The sequence below is a fragment of the Streptomyces sp. B3I8 genome (assembly GCF_030816915.1).
Lineage (GTDB): Bacteria > Actinomycetota > Actinomycetes > Streptomycetales > Streptomycetaceae > Streptomyces.
The window spans coordinates 6,591,026-6,612,254 of sequence record NZ_JAUSYN010000002.1 but is presented as its reverse complement, the minus strand read 5'-3'; the positions used below and the strand labels follow the sequence as shown (position 1 = coordinate 6,612,254).

At 70.1% G+C, this 21,229-nt stretch carries 21 protein-coding genes and 2 pseudogenes; 11 read left to right on the top strand and 12 right to left on the bottom strand.

What is annotated here, in order from left to right:
* The first annotated feature begins 351 nt into the window (after nt 1-351).
* The 6 genes from QFZ64_RS31435 to QFZ64_RS31410 all read left to right on the top strand — a co-directional run bounded on the left by QFZ64_RS31435 (nt 352) and on the right by QFZ64_RS31410 (nt 6,156).
* On the top strand, nt 352-1,560 hold the full coding sequence (locus tag QFZ64_RS31435) for a bifunctional glycosyltransferase family 2/GtrA family protein (RefSeq protein ID WP_307070866.1): 1,209 nt from the start codon (nt 352-354) through the stop codon (nt 1,558-1,560).
* Nucleotides 1,557-2,420: a ChbG/HpnK family deacetylase gene (locus QFZ64_RS31430; protein WP_307070865.1), complete on the top strand. Its 864-nt coding sequence runs from the start codon at nt 1,557-1,559 to the stop codon at nt 2,418-2,420. The genes QFZ64_RS31435 and QFZ64_RS31430 overlap by 4 nt, the downstream gene beginning before the upstream one ends.
* Before the next feature lie 152 nt (nt 2,421-2,572).
* A complete protein-coding gene (locus QFZ64_RS31425; protein WP_307070864.1) occupies nt 2,573-3,574 on the top strand; it encodes an SDR family NAD(P)-dependent oxidoreductase in 1,002 nt (333 codons plus the stop codon).
* Nucleotides 3,575-3,609: 35 nt separating this feature from the next.
* Nucleotides 3,610-4,323 carry a sugar phosphate nucleotidyltransferase gene (locus QFZ64_RS31420; RefSeq protein ID WP_307070863.1) on the top strand — a complete coding sequence of 238 codons (714 nt, stop codon included), beginning with the start codon at nt 3,610-3,612 and terminating at the stop codon, nt 4,321-4,323.
* 7 nt (nt 4,324-4,330) lie between these two features.
* A complete protein-coding gene (locus tag QFZ64_RS31415; protein WP_307070862.1) occupies nt 4,331-5,233 on the top strand; it encodes an NAD(P)-dependent oxidoreductase in 903 nt (300 codons plus the stop codon).
* A gap of 46 nt (nt 5,234-5,279) precedes the next feature.
* Nucleotides 5,280-6,156 (top strand): IS5 family transposase gene (locus QFZ64_RS31410; RefSeq protein ID WP_373430694.1). Its coding sequence is split into 2 segments (ribosomal slippage): nt 5,280-5,399 and nt 5,401-6,156, totalling 876 coding nucleotides; the frame shifts between segments, so codons are not numbered across the junction.
* Between the two features lie 10 nt (nt 6,157-6,166).
* Here the strand turns inward: QFZ64_RS31410 and QFZ64_RS31405 are convergent.
* The 7 genes from QFZ64_RS31405 to QFZ64_RS31375 all read right to left on the bottom strand — a co-directional run bounded on the left by QFZ64_RS31405 (nt 6,167) and on the right by QFZ64_RS31375 (nt 11,462).
* On the bottom strand, nt 6,167-6,688 hold the full coding sequence (locus QFZ64_RS31405) for a hypothetical protein (RefSeq protein ID WP_307070860.1): 522 nt from the start codon (nt 6,686-6,688) through the stop codon (nt 6,167-6,169).
* A 231-nt stretch (nt 6,689-6,919) separates the two neighbouring features.
* Entirely contained in the window at nt 6,920-7,855 is a 936-nt protein-coding gene (locus tag QFZ64_RS31400) for a transposase family protein (protein ID WP_307070859.1), read from the bottom strand.
* Between the two features lie 282 nt (nt 7,856-8,137).
* The gene (locus QFZ64_RS31395; RefSeq protein WP_307070858.1) at nt 8,138-8,275 is read right to left on the bottom strand and encodes a hypothetical protein; all 138 of its coding nucleotides are present in this window, start codon (nt 8,273-8,275) and stop codon (nt 8,138-8,140) included.
* Entirely contained in the window at nt 8,276-8,866 is a 591-nt protein-coding gene (locus QFZ64_RS31390; protein ID WP_307070857.1) for a hypothetical protein, read from the bottom strand.
* Nucleotides 8,867-8,933: 67 nt separating this feature from the next.
* The gene (locus QFZ64_RS31385; RefSeq protein WP_307070856.1) at nt 8,934-9,614 is read right to left on the bottom strand and encodes an HAD-IA family hydrolase; all 681 of its coding nucleotides are present in this window, start codon (nt 9,612-9,614) and stop codon (nt 8,934-8,936) included.
* Nucleotides 9,615-9,619: 5 nt separating this feature from the next.
* Nucleotides 9,620-10,603, bottom strand: a complete 984-nt coding sequence (locus tag QFZ64_RS31380; RefSeq protein WP_307070855.1) for a YdcF family protein — start codon at nt 10,601-10,603, stop codon at nt 9,620-9,622.
* Between the two features lie 34 nt (nt 10,604-10,637).
* Nucleotides 10,638-11,462, bottom strand: a complete 825-nt coding sequence (locus tag QFZ64_RS31375; protein WP_307070854.1) for an NAD(P)-dependent oxidoreductase — start codon at nt 11,460-11,462, stop codon at nt 10,638-10,640.
* A 760-nt stretch (nt 11,463-12,222) separates the two neighbouring features.
* On the opposite strand from QFZ64_RS31375, the pseudogene QFZ64_RS31370 reads away from it, so the two are divergent.
* Nucleotides 12,223-12,493 (top strand): annotated as a pseudogene (locus QFZ64_RS31370) (nuclear transport factor 2 family protein); the annotation flags it as partial.
* Nucleotides 12,494-12,846: 353 nt separating this feature from the next.
* Here QFZ64_RS31370 and QFZ64_RS31365 read toward each other — a convergent pair.
* Nucleotides 12,847-13,691, bottom strand: a pseudogene (locus tag QFZ64_RS31365) (IS5 family transposase).
* Between the two features lie 219 nt (nt 13,692-13,910).
* The gene (locus QFZ64_RS31360) at nt 13,911-14,876 is read right to left on the bottom strand and encodes a pirin family protein (protein WP_307070853.1); all 966 of its coding nucleotides are present in this window, start codon (nt 14,874-14,876) and stop codon (nt 13,911-13,913) included.
* A 98-nt stretch (nt 14,877-14,974) separates the two neighbouring features.
* On the opposite strand from QFZ64_RS31360, the gene QFZ64_RS31355 reads away from it, so the two are divergent.
* Nucleotides 14,975-15,322, top strand: coding sequence for a M48 family metallopeptidase (locus QFZ64_RS31355; RefSeq protein WP_307070852.1), 348 nt, complete (start codon nt 14,975-14,977; stop codon nt 15,320-15,322).
* 119 nt (nt 15,323-15,441) lie between these two features.
* Nucleotides 15,442-16,098, top strand: a complete 657-nt coding sequence (locus QFZ64_RS31350; protein ID WP_307070851.1) for a peptide deformylase — start codon at nt 15,442-15,444, stop codon at nt 16,096-16,098.
* 228 nt (nt 16,099-16,326) lie between these two features.
* Here the strand turns inward: QFZ64_RS31350 and QFZ64_RS31345 are convergent, their stop codons facing one another.
* A complete protein-coding gene (locus QFZ64_RS31345; RefSeq protein ID WP_307070850.1) occupies nt 16,327-17,799 on the bottom strand; it encodes an NAD(P)/FAD-dependent oxidoreductase in 1,473 nt (490 codons plus the stop codon).
* 150 nt (nt 17,800-17,949) lie between these two features.
* On the opposite strand from QFZ64_RS31345, the gene trxA reads away from it, so the two are divergent.
* Nucleotides 17,950-18,351 (top strand): thioredoxin, encoded by a 402-nt coding sequence (trxA, locus tag QFZ64_RS31340; RefSeq protein ID WP_307070849.1) that lies wholly within the window; start codon nt 17,950-17,952, stop codon nt 18,349-18,351.
* Between the two features lie 151 nt (nt 18,352-18,502).
* Here trxA and QFZ64_RS31335 read toward each other — a convergent pair whose 3' ends face one another.
* A complete protein-coding gene (locus QFZ64_RS31335; RefSeq protein WP_307070848.1) occupies nt 18,503-19,549 on the bottom strand; it encodes a LacI family DNA-binding transcriptional regulator in 1,047 nt (348 codons plus the stop codon).
* Between the two features lie 131 nt (nt 19,550-19,680).
* On the opposite strand from QFZ64_RS31335, the gene QFZ64_RS31330 reads away from it, so the two are divergent.
* Nucleotides 19,681-20,133 carry a type II toxin-antitoxin system PemK/MazF family toxin gene (locus QFZ64_RS31330; protein WP_307070847.1) on the top strand — a complete coding sequence of 151 codons (453 nt, stop codon included), beginning with the start codon at nt 19,681-19,683 and terminating at the stop codon, nt 20,131-20,133.
* On the opposite strand, the gene QFZ64_RS31325 is transcribed toward QFZ64_RS31330, so the two are convergent.
* Nucleotides 20,118-21,044 carry a TIGR02452 family protein gene (locus tag QFZ64_RS31325; protein ID WP_307071929.1) on the bottom strand — a complete coding sequence of 309 codons (927 nt, stop codon included), beginning with the start codon at nt 21,042-21,044 and terminating at the stop codon, nt 20,118-20,120. The genes QFZ64_RS31330 and QFZ64_RS31325 overlap by 16 nt on opposite strands.
* Nucleotides 21,045-21,229: the final 185 nt, after the last annotated feature.

Genomic DNA, 21,229 nt, shown 5'->3' with positions numbered 1-21,229 from the left:
GCCGAAGCGACACTGGCAATCTGGCATACGCACCACCGCCTCGTCCGGGGTACCTCCTGGTTTTCGGTCGCGGAGGGCGCTCAGTCCGTGACAGAACCCGCAGAACCTTCGGACAGCGCATGCGAACACTCACTGCGCTGCCGTCCGTCGCAGCGGCACCCGCGTCCGCCGCCTCACCGCCGTCCGAACGGGCACCACGGCTCCTGCTACCGGCCGGATGCCCTCCTCGTGTTCCCGTCACGGCGGGCCGGCGCCCGGCAGAGCCACGGTGCGCGGTCCACTCGGCCGATGCTCAGACCCGAATGCCATAGACCCGCGCATTCACCGCGCGGCCATCGAGAGGCAGCGTCCATGACTACGACTGCCAAGGAACCGGCCAAGGCGACGCAGGCGCCCCTGACCGAGATTGTCATACCGGTGCGCAATGAAGCGAAGATGCTTCCCTCAAGTATCCACCGCCTGCACGACTACCTCGTCCAGAACTTCCCCTACCCATTCCTCATCACCATCGCAGAAAGCGGCAGCGTCGACTCGACTCGCGATGTCGGTGCGGCCCTGGCCCGACGGTTCCCCGAAGTGGAATTCGTCAGTCTCGACGGACGTGGACGCGGTCTGGCGTTGCGGCACGTGTGGGCCGAGAGCAGGGCCGACGTGGTCAGCTACATGGATGCGGATCTGTCGATCGACCTCAATGGGTTCCTGCCCCTCGTCGCACCGCTGGCCTCGGGCCACAGTGACCTGGCGATCGGCACCCGGCACGCCCGGGGTGCAAGCGTGCGAAGGTCTCTGCTGCGCTCCGTACTCTCGCGCACCTACAACCTGATCCTGCGCATCGTACTCGGAGTAAACTTCTCCGACGCCCAATGCGGCTTCAAAGCGGGGCGGCGAGAGGTAGTGCAGGCTCTTCTGCCGACGGTCCACGACGACAAGTGGTTCTTCGACACGGAACTGCTCTGTGTGGCGCAGCGCCAGGGGATGCGCATACACGAGGTCCCGGTCGACTGCCTCGACGACCCCGAGACCTCGGTCGACATCAGACGCACGGTCTGGGACATGCTGCGCGGTGTCGTTCGCGTGGCCGGCCGTAGAATGCGCGGGTCGCTGATCAGACCGTTGCCACCGCATCTGCAGCGCCCGAAACTACTCGCCGGGCCAGTGCACCGGTTCCTGCGCTTCGCGGCGGTCGGTGCAGTGACCGGAGTCCTGCACGTCCTGCTCTACCTCGGGTTCAGAACGATGATGCCAGCGCTGCCGGCGAACGGACTGGGGCTCCTGCTCGCCACCGTGCTCAACACTGCGGCGAACAGGCGAATCACTTTCGGGGTGCAGACCCGTCACGACATGTTCCGGCACCAGGCAAAAGGCGCCGTCGCATTCCTCATCAGTCTCCTGTGTGTCAGCGCGAGTCTGCTCGCCCTCGGCCCGCATGCCAGTAGGGCCGTGGAGTTGTGCGTGCTGCTCGCTGGTGACGCCCTTGCGTCCCTGCTGCGTTTTACGCTGATGCAGCAATGGGTGTTCGCTCGGCCTGCTGGTGAGGGAAACGGGGGACCCGTCCGGTGACTGCCCGATTACTCATCCTCAACGCCGACGACTACGGTTTGAGCGATGGCATCTCACGAGGTGTCCTCCGCGCTCACGACACCGGGCTGATCAGTAGCGTCTCGGTGCTCGCCGTCGGTCCCGCAGTGGATCGTGCCGTTGCTGGGCTGAGGGATCGCCCGGGCCTCGGAGTCGGCGCGCATCTGGCCGTGGTCGGTGAGGACCCTCCGTTGCTCACTGCGCGAGAGATTCCCACACTGGTCGACGGCCACGGCGCGTTCAAGCCCGGGTGGCGGTCGTTCACGACCGCGGCGATGGCAGGACGCGTCGACATGGCTGATGTCCGGCGCGAGTTCGGCGCGCAACTCGAACGGCTCGTCCGGGACCTCGGGCTGCCGCTCGGGCACGTCGACACACACCAGCACCTGCACCTCTACCCGCCCATCGGGCGGATTGTGGCGGAGCTTGCCACCAAGTGGGGAATCCCTGCGGTGCGAGTGCCGACGAGTACCGCGCCCGGCCCACGAGGCATAGTGGTCCGTCACTGGAGTCGGTCGCTGGCGACCCGTCTCCGGTCCGCCGGGCTGGACTTTCCCGAGGGTTACGGCGGGCTCGACGAGGCCGGTTCACTCACGCTGTCGAGGACGCAGCGCCTCGTCGAGCGTTTGGCCCGCGGGCCGGCCCGCGCTTTCGAAGTCAACTTCCACCCCGGAGAGCCCACGGCCAGCGACCGGATCCGCTACGCATGGGGTTACCAATGGGAGGCAGAGCTCGCCGGGCTCACCTCCGCTGCCCTGCGTGAGACGCTGCGGCGACTTGGCTTGCGTCTGGGACGGTTCACCGACCTACCCGCAGCGGATGGTGGACCGACGCGTCGGTAGGACTCCACCGGAAGCACGATGTCCGTGGCCGCGCGCAAGTGTTCTTTCGACCGGTCACAAAGCTACGGACCCACCAACGCGACGGAAGCGCCCACACCGCTCCCAGCGGGTCGCCCTCTCCGTATCGTCATCGTCCACTGGAAGGACTCCGCGTGACTTCCATCCCACTCGCCGCCGTGACCGGAGCCGACGGATTCATCGGCTCCCACCTCACCGAGGCCCTCGTCGCCTCGGGGTACCGGGTGAGAGCCATGGCTCAGTACAACCCCTTCTCCTCCTACGGCTGGCTGGAGGCACTACACCCTGATGTGCTGGAGCAGGTGGAGGTCGTCCTCGGCGACGTCCGGGACCCCAGTTCTGTTCGACACCTCGTCAAGGGCGCTAGCTGTGTCTACCACCTCGCGGCGCTGGTCGCGATTCCCTATTCCTACCGGGCGCCGCACAGTTACGTGGACACCAACGTCACCGGCACGCTCAACGTGCTGGAGGCAGTGCGGGCTGCAGGCACGCCCCGGCTTGTGCACACCTCCACCAGCGAGACGTATGGCAGCGCACAGATCGTGCCGATCACCGAGGTCCACCCGATCAACACCCAGTCGCCGTACGCCGCGTCGAAGGCGGGTGCAGATTGTCTGGCCGACAGCTACCACGCCAGTTTCGAAACCCCGGTGGTGACGTTGCGGCCGTTCAACACCTTCGGTCCCCGGCAGTCGATGCGGGCGGTGATCCCTACCGTCATCGGTCAGGTCGCTGCCGGGAAGCGGACCATCACACTGGGAACCCTCAGGCCCACCCGGGACTTCACCTTCGTCAAGGACACCGCGCAGGCGTTCCTGGCCGTCGGTACAGCGCCCGCCGGGCAGGTGGTGGGGCGGACGTTCAACGCCGGTACTGGCGGGGAAATCTCCATCGGCGACCTTGTGGCGCTCATCGGTAAGGTGATGGACACCTCGCTGCACGTACGGGAAGACGCGCAACGGCTACGGCCCACGAACTCCGAGGTGGTACGGCTGGTCGCGGACTCGAGCCGACTCCGCAACGCTACCGGCTGGAGTCCGTCGCACGACCTGGAGCAGGGGCTCGCGGCCACCGTCGAATTCTTTCGCGACCCGGTCAACCTCGCCCGTTACAAGACCGGCATCTACAACATCTGACCGCACCGGCACATCCACCGATGAGGGGGAAGACCTTGCACGCAGTAATTCTGGCCGGTGGCAAGGGAGTCCGGCTGCGTCCGTATACCACCGCGCTCCCCAAGCCGCTCGTACCCATCGGCGACCAACATGCCATCTTGGAGATCGTCCTTCGCCAGCTCGCCACATTCGGCTTCACCGACTGCACCATCGCGATAGGCCACCTCGGCGAGATCATCCGCGCCTACGTCGGCGACGGCTCCCAGTGGGGCCTGGAGATCGACTACTCCACCGAGGAGAGCCCGCTGGGCACCATGGGGCCACTGGTCAGCATGCGGGAGCGGCTGCCGGAGCATTTTCTGGTGATGAACGGCGATATCCTCACCGACCTGAACTTTGCCGACGTCCTCGCTCGGCACCGGGACTCTGAAGCTCCACTGACCATCGCCACCTACGCCCGGACGGTGCACGTCGACTTCGGTGTGCTGACCACCGCCGACAGCAAGGTAGTCGGCTTCGCTGAGAAGCCCAGCCTGAACTGTCGCGTCTCCATGGGGGTGTACGGACTGTCCCGGGCCACGCTCGACGGGTACACCGTCGGACTCCCCCTGGGCTTGGACGAATTGGTCCTGGACCTACTCAAGGCCGGCGAGCCGCCGGATGCGTACGAGTTCGAGGGGTACTGGCTGGACATCGGACGCCCCGACGACTACGACCAAGCCAATGCGGAGTTCACCAGCCGTAAGGCCCTGCTGCTCAGAGAAACCTGACCGGAGTATGCGCATCCTCGTCCTGGGCCACACCGGTTACCTGGGAGCCCACATCGCCCGGCGGCTCGCCGCGCTGCCTGGCACGCAGGTCCTTGGCGGCGGCCGTTCACCGGTCGCCGAGGTGCCCGTCGACTTGACGGCCGACTCCGCCCACCATCTGGCCGAGGTGCTCGCCATGGTGGCGCCTGACGCCGTGGTCAACTGCGCTGGCGCAGTCGACGGCGACCCGGTAACGCTGGTGGAGGTCAACGCCCGCGGTCCTGCCGTGCTCTGCGCGGCGCTGTCCCAGGCCTGTCCCTCGACCCGGCTGGTCCACCTGGGTTCGGCCGCCGAGTACGGTCCCGGCATCCCGGAGGTCCGCACCACCGAGTCGGCAGCCACGAGCCCCGTGACCGTGTACGGGGCAACAAAACTGGCCGGCACCGTCGCGGTGACTGCCTCGGGGCTGGACGCAGTAGTGCTGCGGATCGGCAATCCGGTGGGGTCCGGCGCGCCGGCCGCCGGCCTGCCCGGTCGGGTCACCGCGCTGATGCGTGAGGCAGGGACCGGCCCCGACGCGGTGCTGCGGCTCGGCGACCTGACTGCGCACCGGGACTTCGTCGACGCCCGTGACGTGGCGCACGCCACCGAACGGGCAGTGACCGTGCCAGGACCGCTGCCGGACGTGCTCAACATCGGCGGCGGAGACGCCGTCCCGGTGCGCCGTCTGGTGCGGTTACTCGCGGACACCGCCGGCTTCCGCGGCACGATCGAGGAGCAGGGTGCCGGTTCAGCCCGGTCGGGGCAGGTCCCTTGGCAATGCTCCGACATCTCCGCCGCCGCCAAGCACCTCGGCTGGCGGCCGTCCCACTCGCTCCAGGAATCGCTGAAGGACCTGTGGTCGGCCGGCGCCCGTCCCCGTCCCCGCTAGGCCGTGTATCGAAAGTGGATTTTGGGACTGTGAATGATCACGGTTCATGGGTCGGGGAGATCTCACGGACGAGCAGTGGGCGGTGCTGGGGCCGTTGTTGCCGAAGGGGACGAAGTCGGGGCGACCGCCTGCCTGGCCTCGGCGGCAGCTGATCAACGGCATACCGGTTCCAGGTCCGGACCGGTGTTCCGTGGCGGGACATCCCTGTCGAATACGGGCCCTGGAACCGGGTCTACGACCTCTTCCGTCGATGGCAGCGGAACGGCACCTGGCACCGCATCCTCACCCGCCTCCAGTCCCTGGCTGATGCGAAGGGCGCAATCACGTGGGACCTCAGCGTCGACTCCACGGTCTGCCGCGCCCACCAGCATGAGGCCGGGGCTCGCAAGCAGGGTGATCTGCAGAAGGAACCGCCGGGTGGCGTGTTCACCGAGCCTCGTGATCACGGGCTGGGACGCTCGCGCGGCGGGTTCACCACCAAACTGCACTTGGCCGTCGAACAGGGTCAGAAGCCCCTGTCGATCGTGGTGACGGCAGGACAGCGTGGAGACTCACCGCAGTTCGAACCGGTGCTGCAGAAGGTTCGCGTGCCCCGCCTCGGGCCGGGTCGGCCACGCGTTCGTCCCGATCGGGTGCGGGCTGACAAGGCGTACGCCTCCCGCAGGAACCGCGCCTACCTGCGCCGCCGCGGGATCCGCTGCACCATCCCGGACAAGGCCGACCAGGCCCGCAACCGCCAGAAGCTCGGCTCCCGCGGTGGCCGACCGCCGCGCTTCGACCCGGTCGACTACCGCCAGCGCCATGCGGTCGAGTGTGGGATCAACCGTCTCAAGAGACACCGTGCTGTCGCCACGCGATACGACAAGCTCGCCGTCCGCTACGAGGCGACCGTGCTGGTTGCGGCCATCAGCGCGTGGTTGTGACCATGGGTTGTCACGTGGTGGGATCCACGTTCCATGCCGCGGGCAGATCGCTGCCGCAGAAGACGCAGACGAAGTCGTCCTCACGGACGATGTTGCGCTCCTGACAGTCGAGGCATCGCCGGAACACCACCTCGTGGGTGAAGCCGGATGGCCGCCGGAGCTCTGCAGCGTCCAGGGCGCGGGCGACTTCCGCCCAGGAGGTGACATCTGGGCAGTAGCCGGTGGACTGGTTGCTGACCTCGCTCACGGTCCACCGGTCTGCCTCGCGCATGAAGCTGATCTCACCAGCGCTCAAGACCATGTCTCCGCCGGCACAGGCCACGTGCTCGCTCCGGCGCGGCGCCAGCCGAAGCACACCGTCCACGCCGACCACGAAGGTGAACGGTTCGGCCAGCTCGGCCGCCGATTGCTCCATGGTCCAGCCGTCGAAGTCAGCCGCCGAGCCGATACGGCGCCCGCCGTCACCAGGCCGTACCGCGGCCTTCAGCTCGACCGGTCCGACATATCGATAACTCCGCCCCCGCCCAGCCACGTCAGCCAGCCTAAGGGCTGTCCCGTAATCCCCGGTGGATCAGCGCGCGGCGTCAGATGCGGTGTATCGCAAGGCGGAGGGACGTCCGAATACTGGATGTATGCGGACGTCCCGACAACGCGGCGAGGTGCCGTAGCTGTCGTCGCGCGCCCGCCGGGGATTACGGGACAGCCCTTACGAGCTCGTGCACGGTAGGCGGTGAGACGTCACGGACTCCGGTGTGGCCCGTGGTCACATCTGTCGTGTCAGGTTCAGGTCCGCTGTCTGCTGGTGGGACAGCAAGCCGGCGATGGCTTGGACGATGTCGCTCATGTGCTCGCGGCGGCCGAGGTGGCGGGCCAGGGCCCGCCAGTTCTTGAGATGGGCGATGCCGTGCTCGACACGGATACGCCGTGATGAGTGCGCCTTGCGCTGGCGCTCGTACATCTCCTCGTACCAGTCGGGGGCGTTCTTCTTGAACTTACGGTGTGGTGGCGCGATCACCCGGCCGCCGGTCTGGGCGCCCAGGCCCTGGTAGCCGGCGTCGGCGAGGATCTCCACCGCGGGTCCGTCGGCCAGAAGCCTGACCAGCCCTAATTGGCGGGCGTGGGTGATGTCTGCGCAGCTGCCGGGCTTGGTCGGGCTGCAGAAGAGCACGCGGCCGTCCCCGTCCGTGACGACCATGGTCTTGACCGCGTTCTGCTTGTTCTTGCCGGAGATGAACTTGTCGCGGTCCTTGCGTCCGGTGGCCGGGCGGCGGACCCGAATCTCGGTGCCGTCGATGATCCCGGTCTTCCCGTCGGCACCGAGGTGGTCGATGATCTCAGCCAGGGTCCGCAGCCGCACACCCTGGCTGACGGTGCACCCTCGCTCGGCGAGCAAGGGTCGAACCTCCCCGATGGCACGGGTGATGGTGAAGCGGTCGACACCGAACCAGCAGGCGAGCACGTCGTGCGTGGTGGCATGCCGGAGGTGCACGAGCGTGGCCAGAAGCCGGTCGACGAACACCAACCGGTGCTTCGCTCCGGCGCCCACAGCGCGCTTCCGCGGACGGGACGCAAGCTCGGCCTGGTGCCGTTCGTGCCACAACAGGCCGAGCTCTGCGACCAGTTCAGCGATCACGTTGGCCGACAGGCCCGTGATCCTCCGATCGCTGATGATCGCTGCACGAGATGCGCTCCCCACCACATGGCCATGATCGACGATCAGAGGCTCGACGTCTCACCGCTTACCGTGCACGAGCTCGTTAGAGCACTTCCGACACAGGCCCTAGACGAATAAGTCCGATACGTTCAATGATCAAATGTGACAAGCGACCGCATGACCGGGGCGCCAGTCTTGTGCTTTCGCCAGATCGCGGAGCCATCGCGAGAACTCTCTAAGCGACGCAGACGGCAACGCCCTCGAAGGTGCTTCCGCCGTGCTGTTCAAAGTCCATCTGCCCTTTGAGGGTGTCCTTTACAGACTCGATCAGCTGCCGCACCGACTTGAGGAGAGGCTCGCCCTGCGCTTCTTCTCCCGCTTGAACGACGGCCGCAGCAGTTCGATCCCGCGCATGGCCAGGTCGTTCTCGAACTCCCTGGAAGCGAAGCCCTCGTGGCCGACCACCTACCCAGCGTGCTCGGCGATCCCGCCGTAGCAGCCATGGAGCAACAGGAAGCCGAGGACCTGCCCGGGCGCGGTCCTCGTTGCCCCGACCTTCGCCGGGTTCGGCGCGGGCCAGTCAGCGACCGCCCTGACTCGTAGGCACAGGACGGCGCCGAGGGCGGCGAGCAGGAAGCCGTAGGGCCTGCCCAGGGCCAACGAGGGCTCGGCGACCAACGGCCCGGCGACGGTCCCCACGGCAAAGCAGCCGTTCAGCAGGTTGGTCGGCGCCACGCCGGACGGCTGCCGGGCGAACGCGCTGTTGACGATCAGGACGACCGTGCCGGAGCCGAAGCCGCCGATCAGGGCCGCTGCAAGGGCGGGCCACAGCCAGTGAGCGGCGAACACCCCGAGACTGCCGGCCGCGTAGAGCCCGATCCCCCAGGGCAGCAGTGCGCGGCCCGGCCGGCGACTCGCGGCCACCAGGAGCATCGCGGCCAGGGAACCGGTGAAGTACGCGGTGATCAGCAGCGAGGCGCTCACGGTGCCGGAGCCGAGCCTGCGCTCGAACAGGGGCAGCAGCGGGCCGGTGCTCGACAGGGAGACGCCGATCAAGCGGCCAGGGACTGCGCCATCCCGGCCCGCCCTGCCGGGCGCGTCGCCCGCTCCCATCCGCTGCACATCACCGGGCCGGCCCAGGGCCGGTCGCGAGGGCCAGGACGATCCCGTCGTCGCCGACACCGAGCACGTCGACCTCGCGCAGGTCCCTGACCCGGCCGTGCAGCAGGTGCGCGACCTCCCCGACCGCCGGTCCGACTCCAACGCACCGAAGGCCGGCCGCGACGGCGGCCCTGACACCGTTGGGCGCGTCCTCCACAGCCAGGCAGTGCGCAGGTGGGACGCCGAGCAGGTCGACCGCGAGCCGGTAGCACTCCGGATCCGGCTTGCCCCTGGTGATGTCCTCCGCGGCGACCAGGTGCGCCGGCTGCGGCAGGCCGGCCGCCCGCAGGCGGCCGGACGCCACGAGCCGCGTGCCCGAGGTCGCCACCGCCCAGGCGGCCGGCGGCAGGGCGGTCAGGAGCTCCGGGGCTCCCGGCACCGGGCGCAGCCCGGCGAAGTCCCGCTCCTCCCGTTCGGCAATCCACCGGGCTTCGGCCGCCGCGTCCAGTCCGGGCGCCACCAGCCGGACCAGGTCGATGTCGCGCATCCCGTGAGCGCGCGCGACGGCTTCGTCCGGGTCCACCGCGCGGTGGACCGCCCACGCCCGCAGGATTCGCTCGATGAGCCTCAGGGAGTCCACCAGTACCCCGTCGAGGTCGAAGACCACAGCGGCGCAGCGGATCGGGTGCGCGATCGTCGCCACCGCCGTCACCCCCTCTCCCGCTGCGATCCGTTCACGGCCGGGCGCCAGCGCTCGCCCTCCGGCTCGGTGCTCCGTACCAGCGGGGAGAGCAGCCGGTCCGGGCCGAACAGGATGGCGGCGGCCACCGTCTTACCGAGGGCGACCAGCTCGTGGCCGTGGACAGCGCTGACCTGCGCCGCCGTCAGCTCCGGGTGCGCGACCGCCCGGACCACGGCCGGCGGCAGGACCAGGTCCAGCAGGCAGCGCACCCTCGGCTGGTGGTAGTCCGAGGTCACCAGCGTGAGGTCCCTGACGCCGAGTTCCCGGGCGAGCTCACGCAGCATCAGCACGTCCTCGTAGGTGTGACCGGTGTCGAGCAGGGCCAGTGGCCGTACGGCACACAGGCCGGAGGTCTCCAGCCAGGCCGCGCAGTGCCGCCAGTGCGGCTGGTCGGTGTTGTTGAACTGCGCCCCGAATCCGCCGGTCAGCACCAACCGAGCGGCCGGATCGCGGCGGACCAGGGCGACGGCCTCGCGCATCCGCTCCGCCGCCATGGTGCTGAGCACCCCGCGCTCGTCGTTGGGACCGCCGAGGACAGCGACCACCGAGAGGCCCCGCTCCGCCGGGGCCGGGGGCAGCGAAGCGGGTCCGGTCCCGGTGAGCCCGCGCAGGTAAGCGCGGAAAACTGGACCGGCCATCACCGCGCTCGCGCGGGCCAGTTCCTCCCAGGACCCCTCGATCCCGACCTGCCCGGACATCACCAGCGAACTCCCGGTCACCGTACCCGCGTCGGCCGCAGCGCGGGCCGCGGCGGGCATGGCGAGCCGCACCGCGGCCCCACCGTGGCGGCCCGTCCAGCCGCCCAGCAGATCGTCCGGCGCGAAGACGAGGCCGAAGGCCGACCCGGGCTGTCGGCCGTCACCAGCCACGGTGACCTCGACGGCGAACGTCGACCCGGGGGCGCCGGGCAGGCGCCACGGGATGGCGTGAACGGTGCGCTCGTGTATCACGACGGCGGCTCCCAGGATCCAGCGGCTCGTCTGGTCAGGACGTGGTCGCGTACTGGCGGTAGTGCAGCACCGTCTGCTCCAGGTCCTGCTCGCGGAACTCCGGGTGCCAGCCGAGCCGGTCCCAGCCCTCTCCCTTCGCCACGAGGTCGGTCTGGGTCTCGCCCTTACGCATTGGCAGGTACTCGATCCCGGCCTTGGAGCCGGTCACCGCGAGCACCATCTCGGCCACCTGGTTGACCGTGAAGGCGACCCCGGTGCCGCCGTCGAAGACCTCGCAGTCACCGAAGTTCAGGGCTTCGGCCAGCATGCGGCCGAGATCGGCGGAGTGGACCAGGTCGACGGTCTGCGTGCCGTTGCCCCACACCGGGATGGGCTCACCGCTCCATGCCTTCACGGCGAAGGTGGGCAGGATTTTCTGGACGCCGTAGTGTTTCTGGCCGGGTCCGAAGGCGTTGAAGGCGCGCACATGGCTTACCGGGACCTGGAAGTTGGCGTGCCACGCGTAGGAGAGGTTCTGCGCGGCCTGCTTGGTGGTCTGGTAGACGTTCTTCCACACCTGCGGCATGGTGATCCCGACGAAACGCGCGTCGTTCGCGCGGCACGCCTCCAGCACGCGGTACGTGCCCTTGATGTTCACTTCGATGGCCGTCTCGACCATGTCGAACAGTTCGTCGGTGCCGAGCACGCCGGCCAGGTGGAGCACGCCGTCCACGTCCTTGAGCGCCGACTCCAGCTCGTCCTTGAGGATGTCGACCCCGGACGCGCGGTCGACGGAGAAGGCGTGGTGGCCCTGTTCCGCGAGGTACTCGACCGCGTAGCGGCCGATAAAACCGTCACCACCCGTGACTGCAACACGCATTGGTCTCCCCCTTGCTTGGTGTCGTGCTCTGCATCGGCTGCTTCGGCCGGACCGGCGAAAAACGGAGTGGCTCACCGGCAACGGCCGGACTGATCGCTCGCCGTCGGCTGTCCGGGACTTGGCCGCCCGGAAGATCAGTTGTCATCCTCACCCACGCCCTTGACTCGCGACAACAGTCAAAAGTGGCCAATGGCCTATCCAGGAAAAACGTCACGCACGGCAGTGACCTGGGCGCCCCCGCCGCCCACGCTGGGTAGATTCGTTGCATGACTGAGCTTCCGGTGCCGCGGACGGCGGCAGGGTTGGCCGGGTTGCTGGACGCGCCGCGCCCGCAGACGCGGCGCTGACTCGACTTCGACAGGACGCTGGCCGAGATCGCCCGATCCCGCGCAGGCGCGCGGCTGGCCCGGCGCCGCCGAGACGCTGACGGCGCTGGTGCGGGCGCTGGTCGAACTGGACGGCGACGGCTCCCCTCACGGCGTCGGCTCTCGGCACATTCAACAGCCGCTGACCGAACGTCCCCGCCGTTGCTAGTCGTAACTGGCGCCACTCGAACGGAGCAACGCCGGAACCGCACTGTCTGCCGGTGCCCTCTCCAGCCGTGCGCCGGATGGGGCATCTGTGCTTGGCGAAGATGGCTGACCCGGCGTTATAGACGGGAAGTCCAGCAGCAGTGACGCTGAGTGTCCAACCGGTGCGGGTCAAGAGGAGAGCGAATGCGGCGCGCGGAGGGCCGCATGGACGGCTGGTTCGCCGACTCATGCTGCTCGACAAGAACATTCCCGCGTGGGTCGCCCTGTGGGCCGGGGACGGCCTCATGGAGTTCCCCTTCGCCCCCGACGGCTGGCCCCGACGCCTGGAGGGCAAGGAGGCCATCGCCGCCTATATGCGCCACTACCCCGACCACATCGACCTGCACGACTTCCCGGCCTCGGATCTCCATCCATCAGACCACCGATCCGGAGACCATCGTGGTCGAGATGCGTGGTGTGGGCCGCCTCGTGGAGAGCGGCGCTCCCCTCGGCATGACCTAATGCTGCAGGTCATGCCGCTGCAGTCCACGCGCCGTCCGGGACAGCACGGTGTCGTTGGTCGGGCCCATCGGTCGCGCTGTGCTGGTCGGCCTTCTGCCCGAACACCGCCGTCAGCGCCTGAAGGCCCGCTACCGCAAGTCAGCCAGCAAGTACGGCTTCCAGCGGGACCAGTATCCGCGCACCGTGCAGGCATACACACTTGACTTTAAAAATGGTCAAGGCCGGAGACATTGACGCCGGGCCTGATAGCTAAACGCAACGGCGTTGCACTTCACGGGAGGGGTGAGCGGAGTGCAGTGCATCGCCGGAATCGGAACTGACGAATCGTCAGCTAGGGACTTTCGTTTGGATCACCGTGCGGACCAGAGAAAGATGCCTGCGATGTGGAGTCCGGCCAGGTAGATCGTGGCTGTCTTCTCGTACCGGGTAGCGATGCCGCGCCATTGCTTGAGACGGTTGATGCACCGCTCGACGGTGTTGCGGTGCTTGTAGGTCTCGCGGTCGAAGGCGGGCGGCCTGCCGCCCCGGCTGCCGCGTCGACGGCGGTGTGCCTGCTGGTCGGCCGGGACGGGGATGACCGCACGGATTCCGCGCTTGCGCAGGTGCCTGCGGATGGCACGCGAGGAGTACGCCTTGTCGGCCAGGACGACGTCCGGGTTGGTGCGAGGCCGACCCCGCTGCCGGGGCACTCGCAGGCGGGCCATGACCTGCTCGAAGGCAGGTGCGTCACCGGCCTGTCCTGCGGTCAGGACGAACACCAGAGGCCGGCAGCAGCCGTCGGCCACCAGGTGGATCTTCGTGGTCAGTCCGCCGCGGGACCGGCCGATGGCGTGATCGTCCGGTTCGCCGGCCGGGGCCCCTTTTTGCGAGCCCCGGCCACGTGCTGGTGAGCGCGCACGATGGTGGAGTCCACCGAGACAGCCCAGTTGATGTCTTCGTCGGCATCGGCCTGGGCCACCAGCGCGGTGAACACTCGCTCCCAAGTGCCGTCGACTGTCCACATTCGCAGCTGGTTGTAGATGCCTCGCCAGTTGCCGTACTTTTCCGGCAGGTGGACCCACTGGGTAACGGTCTGGAACTTGAAGGCGATCGCGTCGATCACCTCACGATGATCACGCCACCGACCACCCCGCCTCGGCGTCCGATCCGGGAGCAACGGCTCGATCCGCGCCCACTGCGCGTCAGTCAACGGCACACCCGGACCAACGCTCAGATGATCCAGACGAAACGGCCTAAGTCAGCATTGGGTCAGCATCAGTCCGGCTAGACATGGTCACAGCTGACGAAACCTGCATTTCGAGGGCGGGGCTTCGGGGGTGGCTCGAAGCAGTTCGCGTGTGCGGATTTCGTGGGCCGGACGAGGGGGCCCACGCCTCGCCCGGCCGCGTTGTGCTGGGAGTCCTGCGGGACCCTCCTAGCGGGTCCTGCCTCGGGGTTTGAGGGGAACGGGCGGCAGGTCGGGGGCCGGGAGCGGGGCGCCGTCGTAGCCCTTCACTTCCCCGAACCGGGAGCCGGTCATCCAGTCCTGGCGGGCCTGGGTGATGTCCTGTTGGCTTCTGCCGATGAAGTTCCACCACATGACGAGTTCCTCCTCGAAGGGTTCGCCGCCCAGGAGCATCAGGCCGGCGTCGGAGGCGGCGCGCAGGGGGAGGTCGCGGCGGCCGCAGCCCAGGTAGAGCATCGAGCCGGGGAGCAGCGGGACGCCGTCGACGTGGGCCTCTCCGGACATGGACAGGACCGCGTACTCGAAGTCCGGTTCCAGCGGCAGGCGTACGTCGGTGCCGTGGGCCAGGGTCAGGTCGGCGCCGACGATCGGGGTGTACGTCGTGCCCGGGGAGCGGGTGCCGTCGACCTCGCCCAGGATGAGCGTGGCCGTCAGGCCCGGCGCGGTGACCTCGGGGAGGTCCGCGTGGTACTCGAAGCGTGGATCGGTGTGGCGGTGGGCGTCGGGGAGGGCGACCCAGAGCTGGGCGCCGTGCAGGAAGCGGGCGTGCGAACGGGGGCTCTCCTCGGAGTGGCTGATGGCCCTGCCGGAGGTCATCAGGCCCAGCTCGCGCGGGCGGACGGTCTGCAGGCTGCCCGTGGAGTCACGGTGCAGCACCTCGCCCTCGTGCAGCCAGCTCACCGTCTGCAGGCCCATGTGCGGGTGCGGCGGGACCTGCATGCCGGGCTCGTCGGCGATGTCGTCGGGGCCGTAGTGGTCGACGAAGCACCAGGCGCCGACCATGCGGCGGCCCAGATTGGGCAGCAGACGGCGTACCTCGGTGGACTCGCCGAGCCGCACGCGGCGGGGGCTGAGGAGTTCGCGTACCGGTTCGGCCACCACGAATCCACGGCCGCCGCAGAGCGCGGGCGTCGCCTCGCGGTCGAGATTGCTCATGGCGCACAACCTAATGCCCGGCGGGGCCCGTGCGCTCCGCGGCCGACCGGAATGTTCGTTCCGGTGCCGGTGTTGTGCGGCCGTCGAAGGAGGACGGTGTGGAGCAGACGTACTACGACCACGGGACGGCCGCGGAGCGCTGGGAGCGGGCGCGGATGTTCTTCGACGCGCGGGACTACGCCGGTGCGGCGCGGGTACTGGGCGGGCTCGTCGAGGAGGTGCCCGAGCAGACCGGGCCCCGGCTGCTGCTGGCCCGCGCCTACTACCACTCGGCGCAGTTGCGGCGGGCCGAGGTGGAGCTGCGGGTGCTCGTGGAGCGAGACCCCGTGGAGCAGTACGCCCGGCTGCTGCTGGGCCGGACCCTGGAGCGGCAGGGCCGTCACGAGGAGGCGGGGCCTCATCTGCGGCTCGCCTCCGCCCTGGCCGGTGACTTCGCCGAGATGTGAGGTGTGAGGCTGATGTGAGGTGTGAGGCCGAGGGGGCGGACGGGGCGTGGGCCGGGGGCGCGCGCGTGGTGTCGTGTCAGTGCGCGGGCGCACACTGTCGGGCCTGTCATGCTGGTCCGATGGCTTCAGACACTGACCGCAGCACCGGGCGTCCGATCGCCGACCTCGTCGAGGAACTCCTCGCCCTGGAGGGGCCGTTGCCGATCGTCGCCGCCGGTGATCCCGTGCTGCGACGGGGCGCGGAACCGTTCGACGGACAGCTCGACCCGACTCTGCTGGATCGTTTCCTCGCCGCCCTGCGCGCGACGATGCACGCGGCGCCCGGCGTCGGCCTCGCGGCGCCGCAGGTGGGCGTGCCGCTGCGCATCGCGGTGATCGAGGATCCGGCGCCGGTACCGGAGGAGGTACGGGTGGCGCGCGGTCGGGTGCCGCAGCCGTTCCGGGTGCTGGTGAACCCGTCGTACGAGGCCGTCGGGGAGGAGCGGGCCGCGTTCTTCGAGGGCTGCCTGAGCGTGCCCGGCTGGCAGGCAGTGGTCGCGCGGCACGCGCGCGTACGGCTGCGGGGGCTGGACGCGCGGGGGGCCGTGCTGGACGAGGAGTTCGCGGGGTGGCCGGCCCGGATCGTGCAGCACGAGACGGACCACCTGGACGGCACGCTGTATCTGGACCGGGCGGAGTCGCGGTCGCTCTCCACGAGCGAGGCGGTGGCGCGGTGGTGGGCGCAGCCGACGCCGGAACGGGCGGCGGGGGTGCTGGGGTTCGCTCTCCCTGACTGAGGTCACCGGACCTCGCTGAGGTCACCGGGCCTCGCTGAGGTCACCGGACCTGGCTGACGTCACCGGAGGGGGCCGCGCCCCGCCTCGGCCCCCAGGGGTGGCCTCACGTCCCATGAGGGGGGTGGGGTGCGCCCCGTGTGGTCGGCTGCCGGTGCCTCGTGGCTTGTCGCGCAGTTCCCCGCGCTCCTATAGGGGGGTGCCCCCGGCACCCCCCTATAGGAGCGACTTTCAGCCTCGGTAGGCCTCCAGGAGGCGGAGCCAGACCTCGCTGAGGGTGGGGTAGGACGGCACCGCGTGCCAGAGGCGGCTCAGTGGGACCTCGCCGACGACGGCGATCGTCGCGGAGTGGATCAGTTCGCCGACGCCGGGGCCGACGAACGTGACTCCGCGCAGGATCTCCTCCTCCAGGTCCACCACCATGCGGGCCCGGCCCCGGTAACCGTCGGCGTACAGCCCCGCGCCGGCGACCGAGGCGAAGTCGACGTCGACCGCGCGGACCCGGTGGCCCGCCTGTTCCGCCTCCGCGAGGGAGAGGCCGACGGCCGCGGCCTCCGGGTCGGTGAAGACGACCTGGGGCACGGCCCCGTGGTCGGCGGTGGCCGCGTGGGCGCCCCATGCCGCGGACTCCTCGTCCGTGCCGCCCGACGCCCGCGCCGCGATCGCCGCCCCGGCGATCCTGGCCTGGTACTTGCCCTGGTGGGTGAGGAGCGCCCGGTGGTTGACGTCACCCACCGCGTACAGCCAGTCGCTGCCCTCCACCCGCATGCTGTCGTCCACGCCGAGCCAGGAGCCGGGCTCCAGCCCGACCGTCTCCAGACCGATGGCGTCGGTCTTCGGCTCGCGGCCGGTGGCGAAAAGGATCTCGTCGGCCTCGACGCGCTCGCCGCCGTCGGTCACGGCCACGACCGTCCCCTTCCCGCGGGGCGCCGACGTGCCCGGGGCGCCGGGGTCCGCGGCCTGTTCGCGGGTCACCGAGGTGACCGACACCCCGGTCCGCAGGTCGACGCCCGCCTCGGTCAACCCCTCGGCGATCAGCTCCCCGGCGAAGGGCTCCATGCGCGGCAGCAGCCCTTTGCCACGCACCAGCATGGTGACCTGTGCGCCCAGGTTCTGCCAGGCGGTGGCCATCTCCACGGCGACGACACCTCCGCCGACGACGATCAGCCGGCCCGGCGCCCGTCCGCTGGTCGCCTCCCTGCTGGTCCAGGGGCGTACGTCCGTGAGGCCGGGCAGGTCCGGGAGCGCGGCGCGGGTGCCGGTGCACACGGCGACCGCGTGCCGGGCCGTGAGCACCCGCCGGTCCCCGTCCGCCCCCTCCACCACGACCGTGCGGGGACCGGCGAGGCGCCCGTGCCCCCGGTACAGGTCCACGCCGATGCCGTTCAGCCAGTCGACCTGGCCGTCGTCCTTCCAGTCGGACGCCATGTAGTCGCGCCGTCGCAGAACGGCGTCCGTGTCGAGGGGGCCCTGCACGGCCTGGGCGAGTCCGGGCAGGCGGCGCGCGTCGGCGCGGGCGATCACCGGGCGGAGGAGGGCCTTGCTGGGCATGCACGCCCAGTACGAACACTCGCCGCCGACCAGCTCGTTCTCCACGACCGCGGTGGACAGGCCGGCCGCGCGGGTGCGGTCGGCGACGTTCTCCCCCACGGGCCCGGCCCCGAGCACCACGACGTCGTACGCGATGGATTCCGTTTCCGTCATGGGCACAGTCTGCTGGGTGGTGTGCGCCGTGGCCACACGGGTACGCGCGCGAGGATGTCCGGGGAACAGCCTCCGGGCGCGGGGAATAGCCGATCGGCCCGCGCCGTTGGCGTCGACGGCTCACCCGATACCAGGAAGAGGTCAGACCCCATGAGCAACAGCACCGTGGAGCTCACCAAAGACAACTTCGACCAGACGGTCACGGACAACGACTTCGTCCTGATCGACTTCTGGGCGTCCTGGTGCGGGCCGTGCCGTCAGTTCGCCCCGGTGTACGAGAAGGCCGCGGAGGAGAACCCCGACCTGGTGTTCGGCAAGGTGGACACGGAGGCCCAGCCGGAGCTCGCGCAGGCGTTCGGGATTCAGTCGATCCCCACGCTGATGATCGTGCGGGACCGGGTCGCGGTGTTCGCTCAGCCGGGCGCGCTGCCGGAGGCCGCGCTGACGGACGTGATCGGGCAGGCGCGGAACCTGGACATGGAAGAGGTGCGCAAGGCCGTGGCCGAGCAGCAGGCGCAGGCCGACGCGGGTGAGCCGGAGGCGGGCGCGTAAGTTCCCGCGACCCGACCCGACCAGCCCGAGCCCCTCGCCTCGCATCACTGCGGGCGCGCGGGGCGCGGGTCGGGTCGGGTCGGCCATGGTGGCGGGACTCCCATGGTGGCGGGGTCCCCGAGCGTCGGGGCCCCGCACGCCGCGCGGTCCCTCAGCTCGTGTCCCTCGGGATGACATGGGCGCCCAGGACCTGTCGCACCTCGGGTGGGGCCGTGTCGTTCTGGACCGCGTGGTCCACGAGTTCGGCCAGGGTGCGGCCGGACGGCAGCTCCAGATGGACCGTGGTGAGGCGGGGGCGCAGGAGACGGCCGAGCATGAGGTCGTCGGCCCCGACGACCGCCGTGTCGTCGGGGATCGCGACACCGTTGTCCTGAAGCGCCCGCATCAGCAGCATGGCGTACTCGTCGTTGTAGGCGAACACCGAGTCGAGATTCAACTCGCTCCAGCGGGCGGCCAGTTCGGCGGCGGATTCCTCCTCGTACGAGAGCGGCAGGACCGTGACGGTCGCGTCCGTGCCCTCCACCGCCTGCCGTACGCCCCGCAGTCTGGGGTTGGAGAAGGCCTCCAGTCCCGGCTCCTCGGGCATCACCACCCCGATGCGGCGCCGGCCGCGCGCATACAGGTGGAGGCCGGCGCTGCGGCCGACCTCCGCGTGGTTCATGAAGAGCGCGTGCGCGCCCTCGATGCGCTCGCCCCCCATCGTCACCACCGCGCGGGCACCGGACCGTTTCAGCACGGCGACGCCCTGCGGGCCGAGCCCGCCGCCCGGCAGCAGTACCGCCACCGGGCGCAGTTCGGCCCAGGCGCGCGCCGCCTCGTCGCCCCGCAGGCCGACCTGGCCGTACTGGACCACGGTGTAGTCCAGGCGGCCCAGCGCCCACTGCAATTCGTTGATGAACTGGCTGTACAGCGGTCCGACGGGGACCTCGGGGGCGGGCATGAGCACCATGCGGCTGTGGCCGGCGCGCAGGCTGCGGGCGGCGGCGTGCGGTACGTAACCCAGTTCCTCGGCGGCCTCACGGACGCGTCGGCGGGTGGGTTCGCTGATCCGTACGGCACTGGTGTTGTTCAGGACATAGGAGACGGTGGCCCGGGACACTCCCGCCAGGCGCGCCACATCCGCGCTCGTCGGCACGGAACGTGGGGCGGGCGACGGGACGGTGGACCGGTCGGGTATGTGCACCATGACGTACGTCATTTTTCCAGAAGGCCGCGAACAAGCGGGGAGCGGGTGAACTTCCCGCGCAGGAAAGGACGTTCGCGCTGGTGGACGCGCGTTCGAACAGGGGCTGACGGTGTGTCGCGCGCCGGGGAGGTTACCGTGTGCCCGTGACTGCCTTCACCGATCAGGACGTACCCGTACCCGGCCGCTACGGCCCCTCCGCCACCACCGAGGCGGACCCCCGCCGGGTGGGCCCCGTACGGACCGAGTACTCACCCGCGCACGACGGCGACCCGGACCCCGGGGAGATCGTCTGGACCTGGGTCCCCTTCGAGGAGAACGACGGGCGGGGGAAGGACCGCCCCGTTCTCGTCGTCGCACGTGAGCCGGGCGGGACACTGCTCGCGGTGCAGCTCTCCAGCAAGCGGCACGACGGGGACCGGGAGTGGGTGGCGATCGGGAGCGGGCCGTGGGACCGCTCCGGGCGGGACTCGTGGGTCGACGTGGACCGGGTGTTGCGGCTGCACGAGGAGGGCATGCGGCGCGAGGCGTGCGCGCTGGACCGGATGCGGTTCAACTCCGTGGTGCACCGGCTGCGGGAGCGCTACGGCTGGCGCTGAGCGCCCCCGCGCCGCACCGCGCTCGCCCCCGTGGCCGTCGCCGTCGCGAACGTACGCGCGAACGCGTCACGGACCGGCGCGCCCTTCGTACGGTCCAGGACCGCGAACACGACCTGGTCGAACCGGTGCGCGAACCGGCCACCGGCGCCCTCGTCCACGAGGAGTGCCCGGAACGCGGCGGCCACCTGGGCCGGGTCGTTGCGGAACACACCGCAGCCCCACGCGCCCAGGACCAGCCGGCGGTGTCCGTGCAGGGCGGCCACCTCCAGGACCCGCTCGGCCCGCACCGCGAGGGCGCGCGGCAGCTCGGCGGCGCGCTCCGGCGCGCGACTCAGCAGCACGCCCGCGTTGGGCGCCGCCGCGGTGAGGAACGCGACGCGGTACGGCTCGTCGAGCAGTCGGCCCCCGTCGTCGCGGAAGACGGGGACCCCGGGCGAGTGGATGACCCGGTGGGTGTAGAGCGGGTCGCGGTGCTCGCGGTGGTGGTCGTAGAACGCGCGGACCTCCCGCAGGCAGGCGTACAGCGCCGAGGAACGGCACAGCGCCTCCTCCTGGGCCTGGGCGCCGTTGAGGAAGCCGCCGCCCGGGTTGCGGGCCGAGGCGAAATTCAGTACGGCGACCTGGCCGTCGGAGGCGTCTGCGGCCCGCGCGAGCCGCCGCGCGGCCTCCAGGCTGCTCTCCCCGGTGACTTCCACGGCCGCAGACGCCGAGGCGTGCCGTCCGCCCCGCTCGACCTCCGCGCCCTCTCCCCCGCCGCACCGCACCGGCTCCGGCCCGTGCATCCGCGTCCCCGTCCGCGCGGCCTCGACCGCCGCGGCCAGCGACACCTCGTGGCCCCCGGGTGCCCGGTACCCGCCCCGGTCGACGATCTCCTGCGTCTCCCGCGCGAGGCCACGCAGCCGCGCGCTCACGGCGCCACCCCCGTGGGCGCCGTGAGCGTGCGCCACGTGCGACATCCCCGCACGCCCCCTCGGGCGCGCCTCCCCGTCGTGCTCATGCACGCATCGTGGGTGATGCTGGTGCTGAGCGGCAACGGAATTTCCTGCTTCGAACGCCTGGCGGACGGCTGCCGAGCGCCTGGCGGACGGCTGGCGGA

Coding starts and splice junctions, on each gene's coding strand:
- QFZ64_RS31345 (WP_307070850.1), bottom strand. CDS start 17,799: ATGACGGAAACGGAATCCATCGCGTACGACGTCGTGGTGCTCGGGGCC.
- trxA (WP_307070849.1), top strand. CDS start 17,950: ATGAGCAACAGCACCGTGGAGCTCACCAAAGACAACTTCGACCAGACG.
- QFZ64_RS31350 (WP_307070851.1), top strand. CDS start 15,442: ATGGCTTCAGACACTGACCGCAGCACCGGGCGTCCGATCGCCGACCTC.
- QFZ64_RS31360 (WP_307070853.1), bottom strand. CDS start 14,876: ATGAGCAATCTCGACCGCGAGGCGACGCCCGCGCTCTGCGGCGGCCGT.
- QFZ64_RS31435 (WP_307070866.1), top strand. CDS start 352: ATGACTACGACTGCCAAGGAACCGGCCAAGGCGACGCAGGCGCCCCTG.
- QFZ64_RS31375 (WP_307070854.1), bottom strand. CDS start 11,462: ATGCGTGTTGCAGTCACGGGTGGTGACGGTTTTATCGGCCGCTACGCG.
- QFZ64_RS31335 (WP_307070848.1), bottom strand. CDS start 19,549: ATGACGTACGTCATGGTGCACATACCCGACCGGTCCACCGTCCCGTCG.
- QFZ64_RS31415 (WP_307070862.1), top strand. CDS start 4,331: ATGCGCATCCTCGTCCTGGGCCACACCGGTTACCTGGGAGCCCACATC.